General features: G+C 64.0%; 15 protein-coding genes. 9 read left to right on the top strand and 6 right to left on the bottom strand.

All coding sequences use genetic code 11. The annotated features are described in order from the left end of the window. Positions 1 to 156 precede the first annotated feature (156 nt). Both ACR9ZJ_RS04030 and ACR9ZJ_RS04025 read left to right on the top strand, forming a co-directional pair. Positions 157 to 1695 carry an ExeA family protein gene (locus ACR9ZJ_RS04030; RefSeq protein WP_481286951.1) on the top strand — a complete coding sequence of 513 codons (1539 nt, stop codon included), beginning with the start codon at positions 157 to 159 and terminating at the stop codon, positions 1693 to 1695. A gap of 2 nt (positions 1696 to 1697) precedes the next feature. Continuing rightward, positions 1698 to 2381, top strand: coding sequence for a rhomboid family intramembrane serine protease (locus tag ACR9ZJ_RS04025; RefSeq protein ID WP_306849515.1), 684 nt, complete (start codon positions 1698 to 1700; stop codon positions 2379 to 2381). Here ACR9ZJ_RS04025 and ACR9ZJ_RS04020 read toward each other — a convergent pair. Both ACR9ZJ_RS04020 and tfpB read right to left on the bottom strand, forming a co-directional pair. Continuing rightward, on the bottom strand, positions 2370 to 3107 hold the full coding sequence (locus tag ACR9ZJ_RS04020) for a glutamine amidotransferase (protein ID WP_481286950.1): 738 nt from the start codon (positions 3105 to 3107) through the stop codon (positions 2370 to 2372). The two genes, ACR9ZJ_RS04025 and ACR9ZJ_RS04020, sit on opposite strands and share 12 nt — an antisense overlap. Beyond that, complete coding sequence (gene tfpB / locus ACR9ZJ_RS04015; RefSeq protein WP_481286949.1) at positions 3104 to 4921, bottom strand: type IV pilus assembly ATPase TfpB; 1818 nt, start codon at positions 4919 to 4921, stop codon at positions 3104 to 3106. The genes ACR9ZJ_RS04020 and tfpB overlap by 4 nt, the downstream gene beginning before the upstream one ends. A 65-nt stretch (positions 4922 to 4986) precedes the next feature. Here tfpB and glyQ point away from each other — a divergent pair, with 65 nt between their 5' ends. Further along, positions 4987 to 5901: a glycine--tRNA ligase subunit alpha gene (glyQ, locus tag ACR9ZJ_RS04010; RefSeq protein WP_481286948.1), complete on the top strand. Its 915-nt coding sequence runs from the start codon at positions 4987 to 4989 to the stop codon at positions 5899 to 5901. Further along, a complete protein-coding gene (glyS, locus tag ACR9ZJ_RS04005) occupies positions 5891 to 8035 on the top strand; it encodes a glycine--tRNA ligase subunit beta (RefSeq protein WP_481286947.1) in 2145 nt (714 codons plus the stop codon). Before glyQ ends, glyS begins: the two co-directional genes overlap by 11 nt. Positions 8036 to 8093: 58 nt before the next feature. On the opposite strand, the gene ACR9ZJ_RS04000 is transcribed toward glyS, so the two are convergent. Next, positions 8094 to 8702: a helix-turn-helix domain-containing protein gene (locus ACR9ZJ_RS04000; RefSeq protein ID WP_481282222.1), complete on the bottom strand. Its 609-nt coding sequence runs from the start codon at positions 8700 to 8702 to the stop codon at positions 8094 to 8096. Positions 8703 to 9258: 556 nt separating this feature from the next. On the opposite strand from ACR9ZJ_RS04000, the gene ACR9ZJ_RS03995 reads away from it, so the two are divergent. The 5 genes from ACR9ZJ_RS03995 (at position 9259) to ACR9ZJ_RS03975 (ending at position 21252) form a co-directional block, all read left to right on the top strand. After that, positions 9259 to 12339, top strand: coding sequence for a TonB-dependent receptor (locus tag ACR9ZJ_RS03995; RefSeq protein ID WP_481282223.1), 3081 nt, complete (start codon positions 9259 to 9261; stop codon positions 12337 to 12339). Between the two features lie 475 nt (positions 12340 to 12814). Continuing rightward, the gene (locus ACR9ZJ_RS03990) at positions 12815 to 15844 is read left to right on the top strand and encodes a TonB-dependent receptor (RefSeq protein WP_481282224.1); all 3030 of its coding nucleotides are present in this window, start codon (positions 12815 to 12817) and stop codon (positions 15842 to 15844) included. A 488-nt stretch (positions 15845 to 16332) separates the two neighbouring features. After that, positions 16333 to 19374 (top strand): TonB-dependent receptor, encoded by a 3042-nt coding sequence (locus ACR9ZJ_RS03985; protein WP_481286946.1) that lies wholly within the window; start codon positions 16333 to 16335, stop codon positions 19372 to 19374. Between the two features lie 307 nt (positions 19375 to 19681). Then, positions 19682 to 20536, top strand: a complete 855-nt coding sequence (locus tag ACR9ZJ_RS03980; RefSeq protein WP_481282226.1) for a YbaY family lipoprotein — start codon at positions 19682 to 19684, stop codon at positions 20534 to 20536. A gap of 323 nt (positions 20537 to 20859) precedes the next feature. After that, positions 20860 to 21252 carry a hypothetical protein gene (locus tag ACR9ZJ_RS03975; RefSeq protein WP_481286945.1) on the top strand — a complete coding sequence of 131 codons (393 nt, stop codon included), beginning with the start codon at positions 20860 to 20862 and terminating at the stop codon, positions 21250 to 21252. Between the two features lie 81 nt (positions 21253 to 21333). On the opposite strand, the gene ACR9ZJ_RS03970 is transcribed toward ACR9ZJ_RS03975, so the two are convergent. The 3 genes from ACR9ZJ_RS03970 to ACR9ZJ_RS03960 all read right to left on the bottom strand — a co-directional run bounded on the left by ACR9ZJ_RS03970 (position 21334) and on the right by ACR9ZJ_RS03960 (position 26595). Further along, entirely contained in the window at positions 21334 to 23151 is a 1818-nt protein-coding gene (locus ACR9ZJ_RS03970; RefSeq protein WP_481282228.1) for an autotransporter domain-containing protein, read from the bottom strand. A 235-nt stretch (positions 23152 to 23386) separates the two neighbouring features. Further along, positions 23387 to 25732, bottom strand: a complete 2346-nt coding sequence (locus tag ACR9ZJ_RS03965; protein WP_481282229.1) for a Tex family protein — start codon at positions 25730 to 25732, stop codon at positions 23387 to 23389. Between the two features lie 104 nt (positions 25733 to 25836). Next, a complete protein-coding gene (locus ACR9ZJ_RS03960; RefSeq protein WP_481286944.1) occupies positions 25837 to 26595 on the bottom strand; it encodes an RDD family protein in 759 nt (252 codons plus the stop codon). Positions 26596 to 26693: the final 98 nt, after the last annotated feature.

Here is a 26693-nt window from a genome sequence, read left to right as displayed (position 1 = left end):
AGATGTGTATAAGAGACAGGTCGCTCACCAGCTCCCGAGGCCATCGGGTCATGCCACCCATCACGGCCGATCGGCTACATTAGGCCCATGTATCTACAGACTTTCGGGCTGCGTGAGCCTCCGTTCGGCGATGCACCGGACCTCCGGTTTGCGTGCTTGTTCACGCGCGAGCGGGAGATCCTCGCGCATGTCGAATACGAGCTTGGCTCCAGCACCTCCAGCGTCAGTCTGGTGACAGGCGAGCCGGGTATCGGCAAGACGCTGCTATGCATGCTCATCGAGGCGGATGCGCCGAACCATGGCGTGCGCGCGGTGCGCCACGGTGCCGGCGACTATGCCCTGGAAACCGTTGCCTGGCTCCGCTCCCTCTACGCCGGCTTCGGCCTGCCGTTGCCGCTGAGCGCCGAAGCCAATACCGAAGAACATCTCGTCGACGGTTTGGCCGCAGGCCTCGGACGGCTCGCGCACCACGTCAGCCATCGCTTCCTGCTCATCCTCGACGACGCGGAGGAGCTCAGCGACGGCGACCTGGCGATCGTCGCGCGTCTGTTCAACGCGTGCGAGAAGGCGGCGGCGCCATTTCACATCGTCCTTGTCGGGGAACCATCACTTCGCGAGCGCTTCGCCGGAGCCAGTGTTCCCGAGCTGACGGGGCATATTCGCAGCAGGCTTCCTCTCGTCCCGCTCAACGCCGAAGAAAGCGAGCGATATGTCCGGCATCGGCTGCACGTGGCGGGAACCTCGCGCATGCCTTTCAGCCGCCTCGGCCTGCGCAGCCTGCGTGACGATGGCAAAGGCAATCCACGGCGCCTGAACACGCTCGCCCACCGGGCGCTGGAAAGGGCGGCTGAACGTGGCGAACAGTCCATCGGCGAGCGCGCCCTGGGCTTCGTGGTGCGCGAGGCCTTGCCGCAGCACGCGCGCTATTGGCTGCGGCGCTATCGCAAGCCGATCCTCGCGATCGGGGCGATGCTGGCCATCCTGTTCGTCGGCGGAATGGCCACCTGGTTCCTCACCGGCCACAGTCCCTCGCGGCCCAAGAACCTGGTGACCGTCACGCCGGAGCAGGCGCTGGCCAGGTTCCGCGATGCGCTGCCGACCCCGGATGTGGGCAAGGTGCGTGTCTGGGGCGAGCTTCTCGCCCGTTGGCAGGTGACATCGAAGGAAACCTCCGTCGCCAACGCGATCAATTGCGATGCCGTCATCTTCCCCGGGTTCGCCTGCGTCAGCGGTCGTGGCTCCCTTGACCAGTTGCGACGTTTCGACCGCCCCATCGTCCTCGAACTGGACGAGGCCGACGCGAAGCAGCAAGTCCTGCTGGTCGGTGCGGGAGACGATGCCGTGCGCCTGTACCTCGGTGGCAAGTACGTCGAACTGACGCGGGAAGCCTTCGAGAAAATCTGGGACGGGCGTTTCTACGCCGTGTTCCGCATCGACCCGGCGATGCCGCCCAAGCTCGCCCGTGGTGCCAGCGGTGACGGGATGGCCTGGTTGCTCAGCCGCTTGCCACCCGATCCTACGGCCGGCGGCAATGCCACGGCGCCGGCCACCTTCGACCGCACGGTGGAAGCCCGCGTGCTCGCCTTGCAACAGCGCTTTGGCATCGCCGCCGACGGCGTGGTGGGGCCGGAAACCATGTTCGCACTGTCTTCGCTGGAAGCCGACGGGCCGCACCTCGCCCGCGGCGTGCCTTGAGCATGTTCGTTCAGGTCGATACCCGGCGGCGGTCCCGCTTGTGCTGGGCGACGATGCTCGTCGTCATCGTATGCGTGGTGAGTTTCGTCGCGCTGGCCCTGAGCGGCCGCACCGAGCGCATCTCGATCATGCTGCATTGGGGCACGGTGCCCGCGCACCTGTTCGGCACCGGCTTGCCCTTGTGGGAGCAGGTGAGCGATCCCGCGCTACTGCGCCTGTTCACGGCCATGTTCATCCACGGCGGCTGGTTGCACCTGCTGAGCAACCTGCTCTTCCTCGTGATCTTCAGCCTGCCCGCCGAACGGAGCCTCGGATCGCCGCGGTTCCTGCTGCTGTTCCTGCTGGGTGGCGTGGTGGCGAATCTTATCGGTGCGATTTCGCTCACCGGCGTGCGCGTGGCGATCATCGGTTGCAGCGGCGCGGTATCCGCGGTGGTGGGCGCCTATGTCACATTGTTCCCACGCGCGAAACTCGGCCTGGTCCTACCGCTCGGCCTGTACCTCGAGTTCGTCCGCGTGCCTGCCTTCGTGTTGATCGGCATCTGGGCCCTCGTGCAGCTGCTTTTCAGCTACGCGGGCGCCAGCTACGGTGCCGTCGTCTGGTGGACCCACATCGGCGGCTTCCTCTTCGGCATCGTGTTCGCGCTGTTCTCGCGTGGCGCCATCGCCCGCCGTTTACGCGGCTGACATCTTGCGCGAGGCGAGTAGGTGCTCGCGTACGAAGTTGCGCAGCAGCATCGTCGCATCGGGTGTAGGGACGACCGCGGCAAGCAATGCATCGGGAGCGTGGCCTTCTTCACGCAGCACGTCGTGCTTGCGCCGGATATAGGCGCGCATCACCTCGGCGGAGAACTCCGGATGGAACTGCGTGCTGATCGCGTGCTTGCCGTAGCGGACGAGGTGGTGCGGATCACGGTCGGACCGCGCCAGCGATACCGCGCCATGGGGCAATTCCATGACGCTCTGCTCGTGCGTGGCATGGGCATGGAACTCCTGCGGCAGGCCAGCACCGAGGGCGTCCTTCACGGCATCGCCCTGCGTCATGATGCGCAGCGTGCCCATTTCGCGGCCGCCGGGCAGGTAATCCACCCGGCCCCCCAGCGCATGCGACATCAGCTGGTGCCCGTAGCACACGCCCAGCATCGGCAGGTCGACGTCCATGGCGTTGCGGATCCATGCCGCCGTGCGTTCGCTCCAGGGCAGCTTCTCCGTCACCATCGACGCGGAACCGGTGATCACGGCGCCCGCGCAGTCATCGGGATCGGGCAGGCGATCGCCCTGCTCGACGTCGATCACGCGGACGTGCGCGTCGCGAAGACGCAAGCCAAGCCGGAACCAGCGTGGAAAATCGCCATGACGAGCGCTGATGGCCTCGGGCGCACGCCCGGTACGAACGATGAGAACGGGCTTCATGGTTGGATGCTGTCGTCGATATCGGTGGGCGGGAGCACATTGAGTACTTCCCGTACGGTAGTGAGTCCGGCGGCCACCTGCATGGCCGCCGAGATGCGCAGTGGTTTCATGCCTTCGCGCAGGGCCGCGCCGCCGAACTTGCCGAGGTCGAGTTCGGACGAAATGATCGAACGAAGCCTCGCGGAGACAGGCATCATCTCGTAGACGCCGGTGCGGCCGAGGAAGCCCGTCTTGCGGCATTCCAGGCACCCGACCGGTTCGAATACGCGTTCCGGCACGGGAATATCCCAGCCGTGGGTGAGTACGCCCCATGCGTCGGGATCCTGCATGCCCGCGGTCTTGCAGTGCGGGCAAAGCGTGCGCACCAATCGTTGGGCGACGACACCCGTCAACGTGGACTGGATGAGGTAGTGCGGCACGCCCAGGTCGAGCAGGCGGGTCACCGCGCTGGGCGAATCGTTGGTATGCAGGGTCGACAGGACCAGGTGGCCGGTGAGCGAGGCCTGCACCGCCATCTGCGCGGTTTCCAGGTCGCGGATCTCACCGATCATGATGATGTCCGGGTCCTGGCGCAGGAGCGTCCGCACGCCAGCGGCGAAATCCAGCTCGATCCCGGGCTGCACCTGCATCTGGTTGAGTTCGGGCGAGACCATTTCGATGGGGTCTTCGACCGTGCAGACATTGAGTTCCGGTCGCGCAAGGTGCTTCAACGTCGAATAGAGCGTCGTGGTCTTGCCCGAGCCGGTGGGGCCGGTCACCAGCACGATGCCGTGCGGACGCTCGACCATGCCTCGCCAGATGCGATCTTCCTCGGCCGAAAAGCCCAGCTGCGCGAAATCCTTCATCACCAGGTCGGGATCGAAGATACGCATCACCACCTTCTCGCCGAAGGCGGTCGGCATGGTGGATATGCGCAATTCCACTTCGCGGCCCCCCGCCGACCGTGTCTTGATGCGGCCATCCTGCGGACGGCGCTTTTCCGCCACGTCCATGCGCGCGAGGATCTTCACGCGCGCCGTCACGGCGGTCATCACTGGCGGCGGTAGCTCGAACACCTTCTGCATCACGCCGTCGATACGGAAGCGCATCTGCCCGGCGTCGCGTCGCGGCTCGAGGTGGATGTCCGATGCGCGTTGTTCGAAGGCGTATTGCAGCAGCCAGTCGACGATGTGCACGACGTGGCGATCGTCCGCACCGACCTCGCCGGACTTGCCGAGTTCGACCAGCTGTTCGAAGTTGATGATCTTGTTGGGTTCGCTGCCCCCCTTGGCGTCCTGGGCGAGCTGGATCGACCGCTGCACGCCGTAGAACTCGAGCAGGTAACGGTTGATGTCGATCGGATTCGACACCACGCGGCGGACATCGCGGCGGAGCATGTGGGCCAGGTCGTTCGCCCAGGCCATGTCGAAGGGCTCGGCCGTGGCGAAGGTGACCTCCCCGGACGACGCGGCCACGGGCAGGATGCGATGGCGCTGCGCGTAGGCGCTGCTCACCACCTGGGTGACCTGGGCCACGTTGACCTTCATCGGGTCGATCTTGAGGTAGGGCAGGTCGGCCTTGCCGGCCAGCCATTCCATCAGGGTTTCCAGGCTGAGTGGACGCCCCGTCTCCCGGCGGTTTTCCAGCTTGCTGTTGGCGACCAGCACGAGGGGGTGCAACTCGATGGCCGACTTGCCGCTGCGCGAGCTCATGCGGACACGCTTGGCGTCCTCGCCGGTGAGGTACCCGTCGACGACGAGCGAGGCGAGCACCTCGTCCAGTTCCAGCCGGCCTCGGCGGCCGAGCAGCGCGCCGGGATGCGGATTGACTGCCATTGCGTCCGACCCTGTGTGAATCCTACGCCGCTATACTAGCCCGCTTTCTCAAGGACTCGGGAACCATGTCCGCGCCCACCTTCCAAGACGTGATCCAGACCCTGAACCGCTATTGGGCGGACCAGGGCTGCGTGCTGGTCCAGCCGCTCGACACCGAGGTCGGTGCGGGTACGTTCCACCCGGCCACCTTCCTCCGCGCGCTCGGACCCGAGCCCTGGGCCGCCGCCTATGTCCAGCCCTGCCGCCGCCCGACGGATGGCCGCTACGGCGATAACCCGAACCGCCTGCAGCACTACTACCAGTACCAGGTGGTGCTCAAGCCGAACCCGGACGACATCCTCGAACGTTACATCGGCTCGCTGAAGGCGCTGGGCATCGATCCGCTGGTACACGACCTGCGCTTCGTCGAGGACAACTGGGAATCGCCCACCCTGGGTGCCTGGGGGCTCGGCTGGGAAGTCTGGCTGAACGGCATGGAGGTGACCCAGTTCACCTACTTCCAGCAGGCCGGCGGCCTGGAATGCCGGCCCGTGACGGGCGAGATCACCTATGGCCTCGAGCGCCTGGTGATGTACCTGCAGAACGTCGACAGTATCTACGACATCGTGTGGACGCATGCCCCCCACGGCGTGGTGACCTACGGTGACGTGTTCCACCAGAACGAAGTGGAGCAGAGCACCTACAATTTCGAATACGCCAACGTGGCCGAACTGCTGCACTGGTTCGACGTATGCGAGGGCGAGGCCGGCAAGCTCATCGCCGCGGGCCTGCCGTTGCCCGCGTACGAGCAGGTCTGCAAGGCCAGCCACGCCTTCAACCTGCTCGACGCCCGGCGCGCCATCAGCGTGACCGAACGCCAGCGCTACATCCTGCGCGTGCGCACGCTGGCACGCAGCGTGGCCGAGGCCTACGTGGCCCAGCGCGAGAAGCTCGGCTTCCCGGGCCTGAAGAACGACAAGGAGGCCGCCCATGGCCGATAAGCGACTGCCCCTCGTCATCGAGCTGGGAACCGAGGAACTGCCGCCGAAGGCGCTCGATGACCTTGCCGGCGCCTTCGCACGCGGTGTCGTCGAAGGTCTGGAGAAGCGTGGCGTCGCGGCCGACTATGCTTCGGCAAAAACCTACGCATCGCCGCGCCGTCTCGCCGTGCACATCGCGGACGTCGCCGTGGCCCAGCCCGAGCAGAACGTGGAACGCCGCGGTCCCGCCGTGGCCGCCAGCCTTGGCGCCGATGGCGAGCCCAGCAAGGCGCTGGTCGGCTTCGCGCAATCCTGTGGCGTCGAGGTTTCCGCGCTGGAGAAGCTCGAAACCGACAAGGGGGCGTGGTTCGTCTTCCGCGCCGTGAAGTCCGGACAGCCCACGGCGGCGCTGTTGCCCGAGATCGTGACCGAGGCGCTCAAGGCGCTGCCGATCCCCAAGGCCATGCGCTGGGGCAATCGCGAGGACAGCTTCGTACGCCCGGTGCATACGCTGCTGATGCTGCATGGCGCGGATATCGTCGACGGCGAGATCCTCGGCCTGACGAGCGGCCGCCTCAGCAGCGGTCATCGCTTCCACCATCCCAAGCCGGTGCACGTGGCGGACGCCGACAGCTGGCTCGACGCGTTGCGCCATGCGCACGTCATCGCCGATCCCGCCGCGCGTCGCCAGCGGATACGCGATGAGGTCGCCCGCGTCGCCACCGGCGGTATCCCGCGTCTCTCCGAAGGGTTGCTCGACGAGATCGCCAACCTCACCGAGTGGCCGGTCGCCATCGCCTGCACGTTCGAGCGCGAGTTCCTGGACGTGCCGCCCGAGGCGCTGGTCACCACCATGGAGACCAATCAGAAGTTCGTCCCGGTGTTCGATGCCGAGGGCAGGCTGACGGAACACTTCATCGGCGTGGCCAACATCGAAAGCCGCGATCCTGCGGAGATCCGCAAAGGCTACGAGCGAGTGATCCGCCCGCGCTTCGCCGACGCGAAGTTCTTCTGGGACGAAGATCTCAAGACACCGCTGGCCGATTACCAGGAAGGTCTGAAGAACGTTACCTATCAGCAGTCGCTGGGCAGCCTGTGGGACAAGACCGTGCGGGTCGCCGAACTGGCGCGCATCATCGCCAACCGGGTCGGCGTCGATGCCGGCCAGGCCACCCATGCCGCCGCGCTCGCGAAATGCGACCTGCTCACGCGGATGGTCGGCGAATTCCCCGAGTTGCAGGGCGTGATGGGCCGTTACTACGCCACGCGCCAGGGTGTCGCGACCGAGGTGGCCGATGCGCTCGACAGCTTCTATCAGCCGCGTTTCGGTGGCGATGCCATCGCCGCCGGCAAGGTCGGCCAGGTGCTGGCCGTGGCGGAACGCCTGGACACCCTCGCGGGCATCTTCGCCGTCGGCATGAAACCCAGCGGCAACAAGGACCCGTTCGCCCTGCGCCGCGCCGCGCTCGGCCTGGCGCGCACCCTGATCGAGGGCGGCCTGGACATCGACCTGCGCGCCACCCTGACGGAGGCGTTCGAACTGGTTCCGGAAGCCGCCCTGGTCGCCGGCGTGAAGCCCGGCAAGGACGGCAAGGCCCCGACCGTCGACATCGGCGCCCGCCGCCGCGAACTCGGTGACGAGGTCCACGCCTTCGTGCTCGATCGCCTGCGCGGCTACTATGCCGACCAGGGGTATTCGGCCGACCAGTTCGAAGCCGTCCTGGCCGTAACGCCGGCGACGCTGCCCGATTTCGACCGCCGCCTGCGCGCCGTGGCCGAGTTCGCCCGCCGCGACGAGGCGGCCAGCCTGGCTGCGGCGAACAAGCGCGTGGCCAATATCCTGCGCAAGCAGGCCGAGGAAGCCAACGCCGCGCCGATCCCGGGCACGGTCGATCCGGCGCATTTCGAGCTGGATGCGGAGCGTGAGCTGCACGCGGCGCTGGATGCCGCTCGCGCGGATACCCGGACGTTGCTGGCCGGTGGCGACTACACCGGCACGCTGGCGCGGCTGTCCGCGCTGCAAGCGCCCGTGGACCGCTTCTTCGACGACGTGTTGGTCAACGCGGAGAACCCGGCCGTGCGCAGCAATCGCCTGGCGCTCCTGGCGCAGTTGAAAGCCAGTTTCGGAGCGATCGCCGACATTTCACGGCTGTGATCTAACGGCCGTGACGTGTGGCGCGCGGTAACTCGCGCGCCAACGCGTTGGCGCGGCATCAGGCTACCGCGACGCCCTTGTCGTCGTGGATGCGAGACACCACCGTGCGCCTGAAGGCGACCATCCGGTCCGCGTAGTCCTGCTCGCCGGAACGGCTGAGGATCGAATACATCTCGGCTACCAGGTCGGCGTGGCGCACGGGCGAGAAGCGGCTGCCGGCCATCTCGATGTCCGATTGCAGCAGCTTCATCGCCGCGGCGAGGCGCGACGGGTCCAGCATGCCCGGAGCGGTGGCCGATATCTCGCGGCCGTCGCGGCCACGCGTGGATTCCGAGGACTCGGTGCGTGCCACGGCGTCGTCGCCCGAGCCATCGAGCATCATCGGGCCCTCGCCGGCGGCGAGCCAGACCAGCGACAGGCCCAGGGTCTTGGCCATCGTCACGCACCGGCCCCGGGAAGGGTCGGTGTTGCCGTCACGCCAACTGCGCACGACGCCCTCGGAGAAGCCGCAGCGGCGGGCGATCTCACTGACGCTGCCGCACATCTTGATGACCGCGCGCACGCGGGTGGCAAACGAGGACGTCGGCACCGCGGTGTCGACACGCCCGATTTCCAGTCCCACGTGGGCGGCGTCTGCCAGGATGGATCCCCGTGAATTGTCGTTCATGCGATTGAAACCTCGTGATTCAGAAGGCCGCCCCCCGGCGATTACGCGCAACCAACGCGCGAACCTGATGGTTGGTGTACAGCGACTAGCCTTCGAAAGCCTTTCATGCCGGAAGTTTCCGTATTTTCTCGCTGCCTCGATGGGGAAGTCCTGCGGCGAGCTGGTCGATGGCTGTAAGTAATTGCCCGTTTTCTCTAGGAATGATTCCTAGGCGAAAATCGCATATAGGCCAAAGGTCACGGTGGCGATCCCTGTAAGTGGCGGACCGGGCGCAAGTTTTTGCGTCGCTTGTCTGATTGGATCGTGAAAGGCTGTCCCGGCATGTAATTTTTGCGTGAAACGAGGTGTTGCGGCAGCGCAACGGTTTACGTATACGTGAAAAGGCATCGGGCGTACCGCGATGCGAGGGGATGCGGCAGGTGCCTGAAAACACGGGCCGCAGCAGGGGAAACACACTGCCGATCGACGCGAAACCTGGTCTCCGCCGGGACGGGATCGGCTTGCCATGAATCGCAAGAAGATGCGATTTGCGACTTTCCAGGGGAGAAGCATTTCAATGAATGTACGCAATTACCGGGCGGCCCTGTTCGGGCGCCGGACCGCATTGGCCGCCGCCATCGGCCTATGCACCGTCTCCGGTGCCGTGCTGGCCCAGTCCAACGTGACGGGTTCGATCTTCGGCACCGTCAGTCCGCAGCAAGGTACCGCCATCACGGTGTCCAGCGCCGAAACCGGCTTCTCGCGCACCGTGCCGGTGGACTCCAGCGGCCGTTACCGCTTCAGTTCGCTGCCGCCCGGCACCTACAAGGTCACCCTCGAGAACAACGGCGCCGTCGTCAGCACGCGCGACAACGTCACCGTGACGATCTCGGGCGGCTCGGACGTATCGTTTGGCTCGACCGCGTCGGCCGCCGAGGCCAGCACGCTCGAAGGTGTTTCGGTGTCCGCCACGGCCATGCCGACCATCGACGTCTCGTCGGTCGATACGCGTACCGTACTTACCGCGGAGCAGCTCAACAAACTTCCGATCACGCGCGATGTGCTCGCCGCCGCATTGCTGGCGCCCGGCGTCATCGGCAACTCCAGTTACAAGGATGCCCTCGGTAATCCGGTGCCCAGCTTCGGTGGCTCCGCGTCATCCGAGAACGCGTACTTCATCAATGGCTATGCGGTCACCAATCCGTTGACCTCGATCGGCCTCACACAGCTGCCGTTCGATGCGATCGACCAACAGCAGGTGCTCACCGGTGGTTACGGCGCGGAGTTCGGCCGTTCGACCGGCGGTGTCATCAACATCGTGACCAAGCGCGGTACGAATGATTGGCACGGCGGCGTCTACACCATTTGGGAGCCGTCGGGCACTCGCGCCTCGCCGCGTAACTCGAACTATCCCAACACGGGCTTCTATCCGGCCACGGACGGGACGATCTACCAGTACTACAAGAAGAACGAGTATTGGCGGTCCACCATTGGCGCCTATGCCAGCGGCCCGTTGATCAAGGACAAGCTGTTCTTCTACCTCGACGCTGAAATCAATCGCCGCGAAGGCTCCGGTATCGCGGCGAGCACCGGTGCGGGCGCGGTCACCTCGGCAACCGTGGGCCGTAACGGTTGGAACGACTACCAGTACAAGATTCCCCGCTGGCTGGCGAAGGTCGACTGGAACATTACCGATGACCACCACATCGAGCTGACCGGTGCCTCGGACAAGACCGAATACACCTCGAGTACGTATGGTTTCAGCTATGCCACGAAGACGCACGGCAACGTGCAGAACGGTGGTACCTACACGAAGGATGGCGGCGACCTCTACGTCGGAAAGTACACCGGCTACATCACCGACAATTTCACCGTGTCGGCGTTGTATGGGCAGCAGCGCATCGATCACGTGCAGACGCCCTTCGGCTATAACGCGGACTGCCCGCTGATCAGCATCGCCAGCGCCAATTCCCGTGCACCTGGCATCAACTACGGCAGCTGCCAGACAACCTCCACGGCGGTTCGCGTACCGGGAGCCAACGACGAGACCAACGGCTGGCGCCTCGATCTCGAGTACCGTCTTGGCGACCATGACATCCGCTTCGGCGCGGATCGCCAGGAAGCCAAGTCGTTCACCGGTACATCGTTGCCTGGCGGGTACAGCTGGACCTATAACCAGCAGAACAATCCCAACCAGGCCATCGACGCAGGCCACGGTGTAGGCGCCCCGAGTGCCGCCGGCGGTCTCGGTACGCAGGGTTACTATGTGACCCGTACCTACACCACCACCTCGGCGAAGGTGAAGACGGTGCAGGAATCGCAGTACATCGATGACCATTGGCAGCTCACCGATCGCTGGATGATCTATGCCGGCCTGCGTAACGAACAATTCAAGAACTACAACGGGAACAACGAGGTCTACGCCAAGCAGCGTCACCAGCTCGCGCCGCGCCTCGGCGTGTCGTGGGATGTCATGGGCGATTCCACGTTGAAGGTCTACGCCAATGCCGGTCGTTACCACCTGGCCATGCCGAATAACGTCGCGGTTCGCGCCGCTTCCGGATCGCTCGGTACGGCTGAGTACTTCACTTATACCGGGACCGATCCGGTAACCGGCGCACCGACCGGGCTTGTCTCCGTGCCTGTCAACCAGGCCTCGGGCTACACCTGCGGCGGCAGCAACGCCGTGTCCGCGAACCTCGAGTGTGGCATCGCTCCAGACCCACGCACCGTCGCCGCCAAGGGCCTGAAGTCGCATTACCAGGACGAGTACATCGCCGGTCTCGACCAGGCCATCACGCCTACCTTCAACTGGGGCGCCAAGCTGACCTGGCGTCAGCTGCGCAGCGCGATCGATGACACCTGCACTCCCGCACTGGGTGGCGCCTGCTTCCTGTTCAATCCGGGCACCGGCAACACCTTCCTGCAGCAGCAGGACGACGGTTCGTTCGTCACGGTGCATTACTCGAAGGATGCCCTGCAACTGCCGGACCTGAAGCGCAAGTACTACGCTGTCGACCTGTACGTCGAGCATCCGTTCGCCGACAAGTGGTACGGCCGCATCGACTACACCTGGTCGCGTAGCTATGGCAACACGGAAGGCCAGTTGGCCTCCGACCTTGATACCGGCAACGGTGGCCAGGCCGACGTGTCGGTCACTCAGGACTGGGATCTGCCCCAGCTGATGGTCGGTGCCAACGGAAAACTGCCGAACAACCGCACGCATCAGATCAAGGCCTTCGGTTACTACCAGCTCAACGACGATTGGCGTTTCGGCGCCAACCTGAACATCGCATCGGGCCGTCCGAAGAATTGCACGAGCTTCTACCCGACCGCTGATGCCGGCCTTTACAACGGTGCGTTCTATTACTGGTGCGGTCTTCCCGGCACGGCGGGTTACGAGCGTTCGCCTCGCGGTTCGCACGGCAACACGCCCTGGACCTATATCGTCAACCTCAATGCCGCGTACACGCCGAACTGGCTGGACAAGAACCTCACGTTCCAGGTCGACGTGCTGAACGTGTTCAACAAGCAGACTCCGACGGCGTATAACCCCCGTTATGCCTCGTCGCGCTCGACGGTAAGCCCGCTCTACGACCGCGAACTCAACTACACCGATCCGCGCACGGTTCGTTTCACGGCGCGCTACGACTTCTGATCGGTTAGCGAAGACTTCTCAACAACAAGAGCCTCGGGCGGAGGGAACCGCCCAGAGGTGATAACAAAGCGTCTCCCCAGATCGCCCTCGTCCCCCGACGAGGGCTTTTTTTCTAGGAATGATTCCTAGGCAAGATTCACAGTAGTCCTGCAAGTGACAATGGTCACATACGTAACTACCTGTGTGTCCGGCGTATTTTGCTCGATGCGTTATGCCTGCCACGTAAATAGTTGCTTAGACTTGTAAAAATACTGTGAGATTTTCGTATTGCGGTCGCATGACAGCGTCGGTATATGTGTCCTACGTCACATGCATTGTGGCGATTCGGGGTGCGGGGTCCTTTCGCGGATCCTGCTGTTGAAAGGGGATTTTTCAGCCTCCGATCTCTCAGAAGCCTGGCGCTAGCCGGGCCGGGATCGGCTTGCCGCTTTTCGCAGATGCTTGCGAAGCGGAATTTTCATCGGGGAGATACAGAATGAATTCGCGTTACAACCGCGCCGCTATCCTGGGCCGCCGCACCGCATTGGCCCTCGCCATTGGCCTGGGTACCGTGTCCGGTGCCGCGTTCGCCCAGTCGACCACGGGCTCCATCTTCGGCCAGGTGCCGGCAGGTGCTGGCCAGACCGTGACCGCCACCAATGAAACGGGCGTTTCCCGCACCGTTCCCGTCGATGCAGCCGGCCGCTACTCGATCAGCTCGCTGCCGCTGGGCAACTACAAGGTGACGCTGAACAAGGACGGTGCCGCCGTCGATTCGCGTTCCGACGTGACCCTTCGCGTGGGTGCCGGTACGGAAGTGGGCTTTGGCGCTCCGGCGTCGGCTGCCTCGGCCTCCAGCCTGGAAGGCGTGACCGTCTCGGCCAACGCGCTGCCCTCGATCGACGTCAGCGCGGTCGACTCGCGCACCGTCATCACCTCCGAGCAGTTGTCGAAGCTGCCGCTGGCGCGCACCGCCGAAGCCATCGCGCTGCTGGCGCCGGGCGCCGTCGCCGGCAGCTCGTTCTTCGTCGGCCCGACCGGTAACCCCCTCGTCTCGATCGCCGGCAGCGCCGTGACCGAGAACGCGTACTACATCAACGGCTTCAACACGACCGATCCGCTCAGCGGCTTCGGTGGTATCACCTTGCCATACGGCGCCATCGACCAGCAGGAAATCCTCGCCGGCGGTTACGGCGCGGCCTACGGCCGTTCGTCGGGTGGCGTGATCAGCCAGGTTGGTAAGCGCGGCACGAACGATTGGCACTTCGGTGCCCAGGCCCTGTGGGAGCCGAACGGCACCAAGGCCAACCCGATGAACTTCTACAGCAAGGTCGGTCCGAACGCCGGCAAGCTGTACGACGACAACCGCAGCGACAAGCTGTGGCGCACGACGTATTCCGCGTATGCCGGTGGTCCCCTGATCAAGGACACCCTCTTCGTCTTCCTCGCCGCGGAACAGGAGCGTCGTGAAGGTGACCAGAAGACGAGTTCGGCGGCGCCGTTCGTCTACAAGCAGTCGTACCGTAACCCGAAGTTCTACGGCAAGGTCGACTGGAACATCACTGACAGCAACATCCTCGAAGTCACCGGCGCATCGAACAAGCAGAACTACGACGCATCGATCTACGAGTACAGCTACGCGGACAAGACCAAGGGTGACTTCGTCGGCAAGGACACGGCCAGTGTGAACAAATCAGGCGCGGATCTGTACACCGCCAAGTTCACCAGCTACATCACCGATGACCTGACCCTCACCGCGCTCTACGGCAAGATGAAGGGCACGTACTATACCCAGTCCGGTGGCGATCAGTCCTTGCCGTCGATCCTGCAGGCCAACCAGCAGGATCCGCTCATTGGTGGCAACATCACCAATGCGAATCCCTCCGCGACCACGGCCGACCCGAAGCATAAGTCCACCAATACGAACTTCCGCGTCGACCTGAGCTACCACATCGGCGATCACATGCTCGTCGCCGGTATCGACAATCAGAAGGTGCTCGACAAGGACGACGGCGATTCCACCACCGGCCCGGGCTACGCCTGGGAATACTGGAACACCGCCCCCGGCACGCCCATCATCGGCACGTCGCCGACCGATGCCGCCTACGTCGCCCCGCCGGGTGGCCGTGGCTACTACGTCGCACGTTACGTGTACCGCACCGCGGCGTCGGTTCGCACCACGCAGCGCGCGCAGTACATCGAAGACACCTGGCAGGTCAGCGACCGCTGGATGGTGAAGCTGGGTCTGCGTAACGACCAGTTCACCAACTACAACCAGGATGGCGTGCCCTACCTGAAGCTGACCACTCCGCAGTGGGCCCCGCGCCTGGGTGCCACCTGGGACGTCAACGGCGATTCCAGCCTGAAGATCTACGCCAACGCGGGTCGTTACTACCTCGCGCTGCCCGCGACCGTCGCGCTGCGTTCGGCCGGTGCCTCGCTCTACACCCGCGAGTACTTCAACTACACGGGTATCGATGGCAATGGCATCCCGACCGGCCTGACGCCGATCTTCAGCAGCACCGGCGGCCCGATCTCGGCCAACAGCGAGTACGGCATTCCGCGCGACCCGAAGACCGCCGCCGCGACCGACATCAAGTCGGAGTACCAGGACGAGTTCATCCTCGGCTTCGACGCGGCCTTGACGGACAAGTGGACGTACGGTGCGAAGGCCACGGTGCGCAAGCTGCGTAACGCGATCGACGATGTCGGCGACAGTGGCGCGATCCTGAGCAAGATGGAACGGTCGGGTATCGATCCGGACACCATCGGCGACATCCAGGGTAGCTACCTGTTCAACCCGGGCCGCGCCAACACGTTCCTGATCCCGAACACCAACGGCGGCTACTACAGCGTCAAGATGAACAACGAGGACTTCGGTTTCCCGCACTCCAAGCGTAACTACTACGGCCTCGAGCTGTACCTGGAGCATGCGTGGGACGGCAAGTACCAGGTTCGCTTCGACTACGTCTACTCGAAGAGCTACGGCAACTCGGAAGGCCAGGTCCGTTCGGACATCCGCCAGGACAACGTCTCGGCGACGGTCGACTGGGATTATGCGGAGGTCATGCAGTACGCGAACGGCGAACTGGCGAACAGCCGCAAGCACAACCTCAAGATCTACGGCTCGTACCAGCTGGCACCGGAATGGCTCGTCTCGGGCAACATCGGTATCGCCTCGGGTGCACCGAAGAGCTGCCTTGGCTTCTACGGCCCGGACGAGACGAATCCGAACCTCGGTTACGGCTCGTACTACCACTGGTGCGATGGCAAGCCGTCGCCTCCGGGTGAGGCAGGTCACAATCCGTGGACCTATATCGTCACGGGTAGCGTCGAATATCGTCCGGATTGGGCCGACCGGAAGCTCGCCTTCAACGTCACCGTGTTCAATCTGCTGAACCAGCGCAAGGAAACGCAGATTTATCCGATCCACGGCAGCGAAGCCAAGCCGAACCCGCGCTACGACATTCCGCTCTACCAGACCACGCCGCGTTACGCCCGCTTCGGTATCAGCTACGACTTCTGATCGGGCCTGACCGTAAGAAGCAGCTAAAAGAAGAAAGGCCGTGGGGGTGGGAAACCACCTCCACGGCAAGTTAAAGCGTCTCTCCAGATTGCCCTCCACCCCTCCCGGTCGAGGGCGCTTTTTTAGCGGAACTGTTTCAACTGTAAGCAAAATTCCCTGTTTCCCTGAGATTTGCACCCCTCAGGCCGACGGATATAGCGTTAGAAAAACCGCCGAGCCCGTGTAAATAATTTGTTGACACGGTGGTCGGCGTACGCCTATGTTCGGCATCGACGATTCTGGGCGGACCCATTCGTAAACCACGATAGGGCCGGTCCGGTGAAGTCGACGGCTTGTCGGGAGCAGGTCCAACGGGGGCGTTCACTCTGGGAGGAGTAGAGCGCTGGTAAGTCCCCTGGAGCATTGCACCGTACGGGCCACTTTTTTCCGGCCTTGGTCGGTTTTGCTTGATTTCAGGCCCGGTTAGGGCCGATCTGGGGAGATTTGCAATGAGTTCTCGCAGCATCCGGCAGGCTTCCGTCCTGCGTCGTTCCTCGTTGGCGCTTGCGCTGGCGATCAGCCTGGGCGGCACTGGCGTCGTCCTCGCGCAGTCCACCACGGGTAATATCTTCGGCACCGGCGCCCAGCCGGGCGACACCGTCCAGATCAGTGGCTCCACGGGTATCACCCGCGAAGTGCCTGTCGACGCTTCGGGCCGTTACCAGTTCAACAACCTTCCGGTTGGCAGCTACCAGGTCGACCTCAAGCGCAATGGCGCCGTCGTCGATTCGCGCAAGAACGTGAACCTGACGGTCGGCAAGGGCTCGGACGTTTCGTTCAATGCCGCCGCCACCGCCAGCAGCGCCCAGTCGCTCGACTCGGTTACCGTCACGGCGAACAGCCTGCCGCCGGTCGATGTCTCGACCGTCGACTCGCGAACCGTCATCACGTCCGAGCAGCTGGCCAAGCTGCCGCTGGCCCGTACTGCCGAAGCCATCGCGCTGTTGGCACCGGGTGCGGTCGCCGGCAGCGGTTACTTCTCCGGTCCGACCGGTAACGCCCTGGTTTCGATCGGCGGCGGCTCGGTCACCGAGAACGCGTATTACATCAACGGCTTCAACACGACCGATCCGCTCAGCGGCTTCGGTGGTATCACCCTGCCGTACGGCGCGATCGACCAGCAGGAAGTGCTGGCCGGTGGCTATGGTGCCGCCTACGGTCGTTCGGCCGGTGGCGTGATCAGCCAGGTCGGCAAGCGTGGCACGAACGAGTGGCATTTCGGTGCGCAGATCCTGTGGGAACCGCGCGGCACCCGCTCGACCCCGGGCAACGACCACTACATCATCAACGGTCCTTCGACGTCGGCCGGTGAGATCTACAACTACAACAAGAAAGACACCCAGATGCGCACGGTCGAGTCGGCCTACGTGGGTGGTCCGCTGATCAAGGACAAGCTGTACATCTTCCTTGCCGCTGAGCAGGAGCGCGTGAACCAGGATCGTTACACCTCGCAGGACGCGCCGAACTATTACGATCGCACGTACCGCAATCCGAAGTTCTACGGCAAGCTCGACTGGAACATCAACGACAGCAATATCCTCGAAGTCACGGGTGCGTCGAACAAGCAGAACTACGACGCCAACGTCTATGGCTTCGATTACAGCACCCTGACGCGTGGCGATCGTATCGGCAAGGACACGTCGGGTAATCCGCTGAACAAGTCGGGCGCGGATCTGTATACCGCCAAGTTCACCAGCTACATCACCGACGATCTGACCCTGACGGTTCTGTACGGCAAGATGCATGGCACGTACTACAGCCAGGTTCCGCAGACGCAGATGCCGCACATCATCACTCCGAACAACCAGGACCCGTTGCTCAACGGTGGCAGCCCGATCAGCAACGAGAACCCGACCACCCGCGTCTACGATCCGCAGCACAAGTCGACCAATACGAACTTCCGCGTCGACCTGAGCTACCACATCGGAGATCACACGATCACCGCGGGTATGGACAATCAGGATGTGCGCGACACGAACGACGGCCAAGGCACGTCGGGTCCGGGCTACGCCTGGGAGTACCAGCAGCACGATCCGAACACGCCGATCGCTGGTGCGCCTGGTGGCAGCACCTACGTTGCGGCACCGGGCGGTGAGGGTTTCTACGTCGACCGCTACGTCTATGACGCCCGTGCATCGGTTCGCGTGAAGCAGCGCGCGCAGTACATCGAAGATTCGTGGCAGGTAAACGATCGCTGGCTGGTCAAGGTGGGTCTGCGTAACGACCAGTTCACCAACTACAACGGTGTCAGCCAGCCGTATCTCCGTCTTACCAGCCCGCAGTGGGCGCCGCGCCTTGGTGCCACCTGGGACGTCAATGGTGATTCGAGCCTGAAGATCTACGCGAACGCTGGCCGTTACTACCTCGCCATGCCGGCAAGCGTGGCACTGCGTTCCGCGGGCCAGTCGCTGTACACCCGCGAGTATTTCAACTACACGGGTATCGACGCCAACGGCATCCCGACGGGCCTCACCCCGATCGAAACGGCGACCGGTGGACCGATCTCGGCGAACCGCGAATACGGTCTGCCGCGCGATCCGAAGACCGCTGCCTCGACCAGCCTGAAGTCGGAATACCAGGACGAGTTCATCCTGGGCTTCGACAAGACGCTGGGCGACAAGTGGGTCTACGGCGCCAAGGCGACCGTGCGCAAGCTGAAGAACGCGATCGACGACGTTGGCGATTCGGATGCCATCACGGCCGCCCTGCAGCGTCAGGGTGTGGATCTGGCAACCGTTGGTCCGATCCAGGGCAGCTACCTGTTCAACCCGGGTCGTGCTTCGGACTTCATGGTGCCGAACCTCAATGGTGGCTACTACACCGCGCACGTCACCAATGCCGACTTCGGCTTCCCGCAGCTCAAGCGCAACTACTACGGCCTCGAGATGTACCTCGAGCATCCGTTCGACGGCAAGTGGTACGGCAAGCTGGATTACCTGTACTCGAAGAGCTACGGCAACTCGGAAGGCCAGGTCCGTTCCGACATCGGTCAGGACGACGTTTCGGCCACGGTCGACTGGGATTATCCGCAGTTCATGGACTACGCAAGCGGCGAGCTTTCGAACAGCCGCAAGCACGTGATCAAGGCGTATGGTTCGTATCAGCTTGCGGATGAGTGGATGCTCTCGGGTAACGTGACGGTCGCCTCGGGTGCACCGAAATCGTGCCTGGGTCTCTACGGCGCCGACGAATCCGATCCGACCGGTTACGGCTCTTACTACCACTACTGCTATGGTGAGCCGTCGGCCCCGGGCAAGGTCGGTCACAACCCCTGGACCTGGCTCGTCGACCTGAGCGCTGAGTACCGCCCGACGTGGGCCGACAAGAAGCTTGCCTTCAACGTCACGGTCTTCAACGTGCTCAATACGCGTGAGCGCCTGGCGACGTATCCGCAGGCAGGTGGCATCGGTGCCGTCGACCCGAACTATCGCACGGCGCTGTACCAGACTACGCCGCGCTACGCTCGTTTCGGCATCACCTACGACTTCTGATCCATCGATGTCGTAAATCGACGGTCACGCTCCCCACGAGCGTGACCGGCTGAAGAGAAACGCCACCTTCGGGTGGCGTTTTTCGTAAAAACTCACGGAAATCAGCAATTTAAGCTTTTTCGGCAAATCTGACCGGCGGCTTGCCAACCGTGTCGCAAAAGCCGACAAGTGGTTAGATCGTCACTTGACTTTTCCAGAGCCACTTTTGCCGGTATCCTCCAAGATTCCCCCCGGCAGGTCTTGCGCGCCATGCGCGCGCGTATCTTCCGTGACCCACAAAATTTTCCGTTCGTAACGAGGCTCGACCATGCGCAGGATCTTCTTGTCGCTCGCATCCGTGACCGCCCTGGCCTTGGCCGGTTGCAGTGGCGGCTCCGACAACAACGGCCAGCAGGCCGCCGCCGGTGGCAGCGACAATGCCGCTCCCGCCAATGCCAACGCCGTTACCGGAACGGTCGCGCTTCGCGACGCCGGTGCGCAGCTATCGCCGGACGCCAAGCTTGAACTCAAGCTTGTCGACGTCTCGGCCGAAGGTTCGCAGCCCCTGGCATCCAAGACGATCCAGCCGGTCACCTTGCCGCAGCAGTTCCAGCTCGATTTCAATCCCTCCGACGTCAACCCGAACGACATGTACATCGTCGAGGTGTCGTTGCAGGACGGCGAGCGCCATTACTCCTCGCCGCTGAAGACCCCGGTCCTGACCAAGGGCGCGAAGAACGTCGCCAACATCCAGCTCGTCGGCGAAGCCACGCCGGGTGAGAAGGAGCTGGCCGGCTTCAACAGTGTGAAGAAGAACATTGGTGGCATGAAGGTCACCCAGGGCACCGCGCTGAAGGAAGGCGAGTCGCGTGGCTGGCAGATCTTCAAGAAGGGCAACGACGTCCAGTTCGTGATCGAGCTCGTCGATTACGGTGACAAGGGTTTCACCTCGACGAACTACGCTTATAAGAACGGCAAGCCCTGGGTTATCGTCCAGGAGAAGAAGCCGAGCAAGGACGGCAAGCCGACCTCGATCGAGCGCGCGGGTTGGAACGATGCCGGCGAGCTGGTGCTGAAGCAGAACGAAGCCAGCGGCAAGGTCGACGTGCTCAGCGACGATGCCGCCAACGACCTGAAGAAGCAGGCCGAGGCGATGTATGCGAAGGGCGGCGGTAAGAAGTAACCTCCCGACATCGTTTGGAATGACGCCGGCCATTGCGCCGGCGTTTTTTTTGCATTTGCGCGGTGCAAGCGTAGTCGGTAGCGGGGATCATTGCTCGTCGTTGGCGCGTAAGAAAAGGACTACACCACCCTGTGCCATTCGACTACAGACGAAAGAGTGATCCGACTCTACCCTGACTAGGGTCTCTTCCCGGCAATCATGATCAGTACCTTCTTCGCTTTCCACGGCGAGGTCCGCTTGTTGAGACCAATGAGTGCGACGCCTGGTGCACCTGTTACGTGAGTGACCTGCATTAGCAAAATTCATATGAAGGATAAAAGACAATGAGTAGTAGGCTGGCTTTGACCATCTTTGCGTTTATTTGTGCTTCCTGGACCGGGGTGGTCTGTGCGGAAGTCACAAGTGCGATCTCTGTAAAGTATTTCGACGAGAACGGTGCCGTCGTCGGTCAACAAATAACGACGTGCAATTTCAGTCGTTCGGCGCACTACGGCAATATCCATACCGCCTACAAAGTATCCGAAGCCGCAAGTTGCGTTCTTGGGCAAGAATCGCGTCCTTCCCCGATTGTTCCCGGAACCCGTGTAACCGCGTATACATTGCCCGGCTTTCTGACTATTCAGCAAGCATGTCTTCTAGCGCAATGTGCGAGTAAGGAGGCAACCGAACTTGATTACATTTTTCCGTACGAGCAATACGAGCTCGGTTGGAACTGATGCATTGCTGAACAGTCGTGCAGTAAAAAAACGCCGGCATTTTATGCCGGCGTTTTTTAACTACTCACTAGGGCCGATAGATCAGAACGCCATCTTCACACCCAAATTCAACCCGTTATACCGCTGCGTATCATCAGCGAAGCGACCCGTGTAGCTCACCCAGCCGCTCCAGGTCTGGTTGAATTCGGCGGTGACGCCTAGGTCGGCGGTGACCCAGGTCTTGTCCGGGGTGAAGCCCTGCACGCTGAACTCGCCCGACATGTTCGTGAGGCCTGCGGTCACGTAGCGGTCGTCGGCGCGGCCGTCGTGGTTGTAGGCCACTTCGGCGAACGGATGCAGCACGGTGTTGCCCGAGGTCCACGAGCCCTGCAGGCGCCAGCCTGCGGTTTCGATGCGGGCGTTACGCGTCTGCCTGTCGAAATGCATCGCCGTGCTGGTGTCGTTGCGCTCGGTGTAGCCGAACACACGCAGTTGCTCCCACTCCACCGAGACGAACGGGCCGGTCTTCAGCGTCTCGTTGCCGAACCACCAGCCACCGGTGAGGCCGCCGCCGACATGCGAACCGTCGGTCTTGCCCGTTTCCGTGCGGCGGGCAGCGCCGAGGTCGATACGGCGATCGATGTCGGTGAAGCTCAGTTGGCCGAAGCTGGCGAAGCCGCCGAAGTAGCCGCCGCCGTTGTGGTAGAACGCGTAGCCCGAGCCCGCGATGTCCTGCATCTTGTAGCCGCCACCGCCCTGGAAGTCAGCCTTGGACTGCGCGATGCCCAGGGCCACACCCATCGAGACGTGATCGTTGACGCGCGCATCGGCACCGATGGTCAGGTTGACGTTGTCGCTATCGGTCTTGGGCGAGGTGTCGGTGTTCTTGAACTTCTGCTGGCCGTAATCCACGGCTGCGAAAACGCGCGAATCGGCGCCGAAGTTGTCGGCCATCATCTGGTTGCGCAGCGAGCGCACGTGCGCGGCGTTCGAGGCGAGACCGGCCTCGCCGAGCAGCGAGATCTGCTGCGGGGCCGTGATCACCGAGATCGCGTACTGGCCGAGCAGTGCGTGTGCCGCCGTGGTCGGATGGATGCCATCGGCGAACAGATAGGTGCTGGCCGCATTCGGGTCGCGCAGCGTGCCGGGTGTGCAGGTCAGCGAGCTCGACGTGGTGCAGGCCGGCGTCGTCACGTTGGTGAAGCCGTAGGTGCCCGGGCTCGCGATGACTTCGTTGAGCAATGCATAGGTGTCGATCGGCACGATGCCGCGGTTGGCCTGGGCCAGGCCGCCGGAGAGGATGCCGTTGTACACCTGGGTCAACTGGGTGATTCCGGCGGAGGCGGCGGCGCCTTGCGACATGGCGGCGGGCGTCTTGCCCACGTCCGGCAGGTTGAAGACGACGATGGTCTTCGCGCCGGCGGCTTGCAGCGCCTTGATCTGCGCGACTTCGTTCTGCGCCGCGGTGGCGACCACGACCTGGGCGGTGGCCGGGTTGGCCGTGGCGGCCAGGAGGTCGTTGGCGCCGATCCACATCGTGTAAAGCGCGTTCGGGTCGGCCTTGCCGCCCGTCGATGCCAGATAGGTCTGGATCTGGGTGGAGGTCGGCGGAACGGTCAGGGGCGTGCCGGTCACGGGATTGACGGTCGCGGCGCGAGCGTTGCCGTAGGCGTAGTCGGTGCCGCCCAGGAGGGACGGGGTGAGCGTGTAGCCGTAGTGGGCGGCGATGTTCTCCACCGCCACCGTGCCCGGGTTGGTGGTGAAGCGCAGCTGCACCGGCGAGCCGATCAACTTGGAGACGTTGCCGCTGTCGCTGAGGCTGTCGCCGAAGGAAACGACCTGCGTAAAGCCGTCGGCGTGAGCGCCGGCACTGAACAGAAGGGCAGCGCCGATGGCACCGGCAAGATGGCGAATACGCATGTGGTTCACTCCGTGTGTGGGCGTTAGAGAAACGTTACGGTAATGGAAGCCATACGCCGGCGCATGCTGCGCTGCGGTAGGGCGGCGAGCTACGCGCCGGGCCTGGCGCCGTGCACGACGGCCGCTCCTGTCGGTGCAGGAGCGGCGCGAGGAAAGCCTGTGGCGATCGAGCCATGGCCGGAACCGTGAGGTCCGGCATCCGGCTTGAGAAAATCCCCTGGTGGCGCGAGCCTTCCTACTTTTTCAACGCCCGCGAGAACGCATCCGCGAACGCGCTGTTGGCGGGCGCGGTGGCGGGCTTGGCAGTGGACTTGGCGGGTTGTGCCGGACGGCCACCTTGCGGGCCACGGCGGTTGCCGCCGCCTGCAGGAGCCTCGTCGCGCGCGCCCGGACGGCCGCCACGAGCTTCGCCCGGTACATCGTCCAGACGCATGCTCAGGGCGATGCGCTTACGCGGCAGGTCGATCTCCATCACCTTGACCTTGACGATGTCGCCGGCCTTCACGGCGTCGCGTGGGTCCTTCACGAACGTGTGCGAAAGCGCCGACACATGTACGAGTCCGTCCTGGTGCACGCCGACGTCGACGAAAGCGCCGAACGCGGCCACGTTGGTCACGCGTCCTTCGAGCACCATGCCGACCTTGAGGTCTTTCAGGTCTTCGACGCCCTCGGCGAAACTCGGCGCCACGAATTCAGGGCGCGGGTCGCGCCCTGGCTTTTCCAGTTCCTTGAGGATGTCGCGCACAGTCGGCACGCCGAAGGTCTCGTCGGTGAAGTCCTCGGGCTTGAGGCCACGCAGGAACGACGTGTCACCGATCACCTGCTTCACTTCGCGGCCGCACTGCTTGAGGATGCGTTCGACCACCGGATACGCCTCGGGATGCACCGAGCTGGCATCGAGCGGATTGCTGCCACCGGTGATGCGCAGGAAGCCCGCGCACTGCTCGAAGGCCTTGTCGCCGAGGCGCGGCACCTTGAGCAGATCCTTGCGGCTCGGGAACGGGCCGTTCGCGTCACGGTGCTTCACCACGTTCTCGGCCACGCTGGAGGAGAGGCCGGCCACGCGCGAGAGCAGGGGGGCCGAGGCGGTGTTCACGTCGACGCCCACGGCGTTCACGCAATCTTCCACGCGCGCATCGAGCGCGCGGGCCAGCTTCACCTGGTTCACGTCGTGCTGGTATTGCCCGACGCCGATCGCCTTCGGCTCGATCTTCACCAGTTCGGCGAGCGGATCCTGCAAGCGCCGCGCGATGGAAACGGCGCCGCGGATCGAGACGTCGAGCTCGGGAAACTCCTTCGACGCGAGTTCGGAGGCCGAGTACACCGACGCACCCGCTTCGCTCACCACGACCTTGGAAAGATTCAGGTCGGCGTGCTTGCGCATCGTCTCGCCGACGAGCTTGTCGGTCTCGCGCGACGCGGTACCGTTGCCGATGGCAACGAGGTTCACGCCATGCTGCCTGGCCAGCTGGGCGATGCGGGCGATGGACTGGTCCCACTGGTTGCGCGGTTCGTGCGGGTAGATGGTGTCGTAGGCGAGCAGCTTGCCCGTGGCATCGACGATGGCCAGCTTGCAGCCGGTGCGGATGCCCGGGTCCAGCCCCATCACCGTCCTGGCGCCGGCCGGCGCGGCCAGCAGCAGATCCTTGAGGTTTTCGCCGAACACGCGGATGGCTTCGTCTTCCGCGTACTCGCGCACGCGACCGAAGAGATCGAGGGTGAGGTGCAGGTGCAGCTTCACGCGCCAGGTGAGGCGCACGGTCTCGCGCAGCCACGCATCGGCACGGCGGCCGCGGTCGACGATGCCGGCGCGAGCGGCGACTCGGCCTTCGCCCTCGGCGTGGCCCTGGTCGGCGTCGACGCCCGGGTTCAGGTCGATCTCCAGCACGCCTTCGTTACGCGCGCGCATCAGGGCGAGCAGGCGATGCGAAGGGATCTTCGAAACGGGCTCCGCATGGTCGAAATAGTCGCGGAACTTCGCACCCTCGTTTTCCTTACCCGGAACGACGGTCGCGCGGATCTGGCCCTTCTCCCACAGCCAGTCGCGCAGCTCGCCGACCAGGGTGGCGTCCTCGGCGATCGTCTCCATGAGGATGGCGCGGGCGCCATCCAGCGCGGCCTTGGCATCCGCCACGCCCTTTTCCAGGTCGACGAAACCAGCCGCGAACGTTTCCGGATCGAGCGTCGGGTCTTCGCGCAGGCCGGTCGCCAACGGCTCCAGGCCGGCCTCGCGGGCGATCTGCGCCTTGGTGCGGCGCTTGGGCTTGTAGGGGAGGTACAGGTCCTCCAGGCGCGCCTTGGTGTCGGCGGCGAGGATGTCGGCGCGCAGGGCGTCGGTCATCTTGCCCTGCTCGGCGATGCTGTCGAGGATGGCCGTACGGCGGTCTTCGAGTTCGCGCAGGTAACGCAGGCGCTCTTCCAGCAGGCGCAATTGGATGTCGTCGAGACCTCCGGTCACTTCCTTGCGGTAGCGTGCGATGAAGGGCACGGTGGCGCCGCCATCGAGGAGTTCCACCGCCGCACGCACCTGTTCGGGCTTGGCGGCGATGTCCTGGGCAATACGTTGTTCGATGCTCTGCATGTCGTTCCTGTGCGTGACTCGGCCGGCCGAACGTCGGGCCGGGCCGGGGATGATAGCAAGGCACGGGAAGACCCCGGCCGGGAGGCCGGGGTTGGGCGGAACCGTCAGGCGTCGAAGCTGCCGCTCGTGCCGCCACGTGGGGCGGGTGCGGCGGCCTTGTCGGCGCGCCCGGTCAGCACGTAGGTGCTGGCCAGGAGGTCGTGCACGCCCTGCTTACGCTGGGTAAAGGCGGCCGTGACGTAGAAGACCATGGGGACGAGGAAGGTGAAGGCGTTGACCAGGCGAATCGCATTGCGCCCGGCGGCGCGGCCCACGCTGATGCGCTTGCCTTCCGTGTCGGTGACGCGGATGCCCACCGCCATCTTGCCCGGCGTGGCCTGCCACTTCGAGCTTTCGAAAGCCGCGTAGTAGACGAAGCCGATCACCAGCAGTACGTAGGTGATTGGTTGCACGGCCACGGCGTAGGCGGAGATCGCCGCCGTCCGGTCCGATTCCATCTGGCTGAGGAGTTTCGTCATCGCCACGCCCAGACCCATGCTCAGGCTGATGATCGTGAAGGGCACCATCAGGATCAGGTAGTCGATCACCCAGGCGCCAAAGCGCAGCCAGAAGCCGGCGTACTCGGGTTCGGCGACGTCGGTGACGCCCATGAAGGGTGGCGGCGCGGGCGGGGGCGTCGGCGGGACGCTGCCGGCAGCGGGGCGCTCGTCCGGGAACAATTCGCCCAGCGGACGCCAGTCCGTCATGCCTTCATGCCAGCCGAGTTCCTCCGGGCGGCAGGTGCCGTCGCGCAGCCACTGGCGGATTTCATCGTCCGCGTAGGGGCCGAAGCGCTCGCCGTTTCGTCCGATCCAGACTTGCATGGTGGTCCTTCCACTCGCTAACTCGATGGGAGTGATGATGCCAGATGGCCGGTGACGACGCCGACTGCTGGTGGTCATGCAGCGACGGCGACGGCGCG

The organism is Luteibacter sp. KNZ12-1A, assembly GCF_056755675.1.
Note: the sequence above shows the minus strand (reverse complement) of the source record. Positions and strands in the feature narration are given on the sequence as shown.

Bases quoted from the DNA above. Each gene is read 5' to 3' on its own strand.
- ACR9ZJ_RS04025 (WP_306849515.1), top strand. From the start codon at position 1,698: ATGTTCGTTCAGGTCGATACCCGGCGGCGGTCCCGCTTGTGCTGGGCG.
- ACR9ZJ_RS04000 (WP_481282222.1), bottom strand. From the start codon at position 8,702: ATGAACGACAATTCACGGGGATCCATCCTGGCAGACGCCGCCCACGTG.
- ACR9ZJ_RS03990 (WP_481282224.1), top strand. From the start codon at position 12,815: ATGAATTCGCGTTACAACCGCGCCGCTATCCTGGGCCGCCGCACCGCA.
- glyS (WP_481286947.1), top strand. From the start codon at position 5,891: ATGGCCGATAAGCGACTGCCCCTCGTCATCGAGCTGGGAACCGAGGAA.
- ACR9ZJ_RS03970 (WP_481282228.1), bottom strand. From the start codon at position 23,151: ATGCGTATTCGCCATCTTGCCGGTGCCATCGGCGCTGCCCTTCTGTTC.
- tfpB (WP_481286949.1), bottom strand. From the start codon at position 4,921: ATGGCAGTCAATCCGCATCCCGGCGCGCTGCTCGGCCGCCGAGGCCGG.
- ACR9ZJ_RS03995 (WP_481282223.1), top strand. From the start codon at position 9,259: ATGAATGTACGCAATTACCGGGCGGCCCTGTTCGGGCGCCGGACCGCA.
- ACR9ZJ_RS03985 (WP_481286946.1), top strand. From the start codon at position 16,333: ATGAGTTCTCGCAGCATCCGGCAGGCTTCCGTCCTGCGTCGTTCCTCG.
- ACR9ZJ_RS03980 (WP_481282226.1), top strand. From the start codon at position 19,682: ATGCGCAGGATCTTCTTGTCGCTCGCATCCGTGACCGCCCTGGCCTTG.
- ACR9ZJ_RS03965 (WP_481282229.1), bottom strand. From the start codon at position 25,732: ATGCAGAGCATCGAACAACGTATTGCCCAGGACATCGCCGCCAAGCCC.
- ACR9ZJ_RS04020 (WP_481286950.1), bottom strand. From the start codon at position 3,107: ATGAAGCCCGTTCTCATCGTTCGTACCGGGCGTGCGCCCGAGGCCATC.
- glyQ (WP_481286948.1), top strand. From the start codon at position 4,987: ATGTCCGCGCCCACCTTCCAAGACGTGATCCAGACCCTGAACCGCTAT.
- ACR9ZJ_RS03960 (WP_481286944.1), bottom strand. From the start codon at position 26,595: ATGCAAGTCTGGATCGGACGAAACGGCGAGCGCTTCGGCCCCTACGCG.
- ACR9ZJ_RS03975 (WP_481286945.1), top strand. From the start codon at position 20,860: ATGAGTAGTAGGCTGGCTTTGACCATCTTTGCGTTTATTTGTGCTTCC.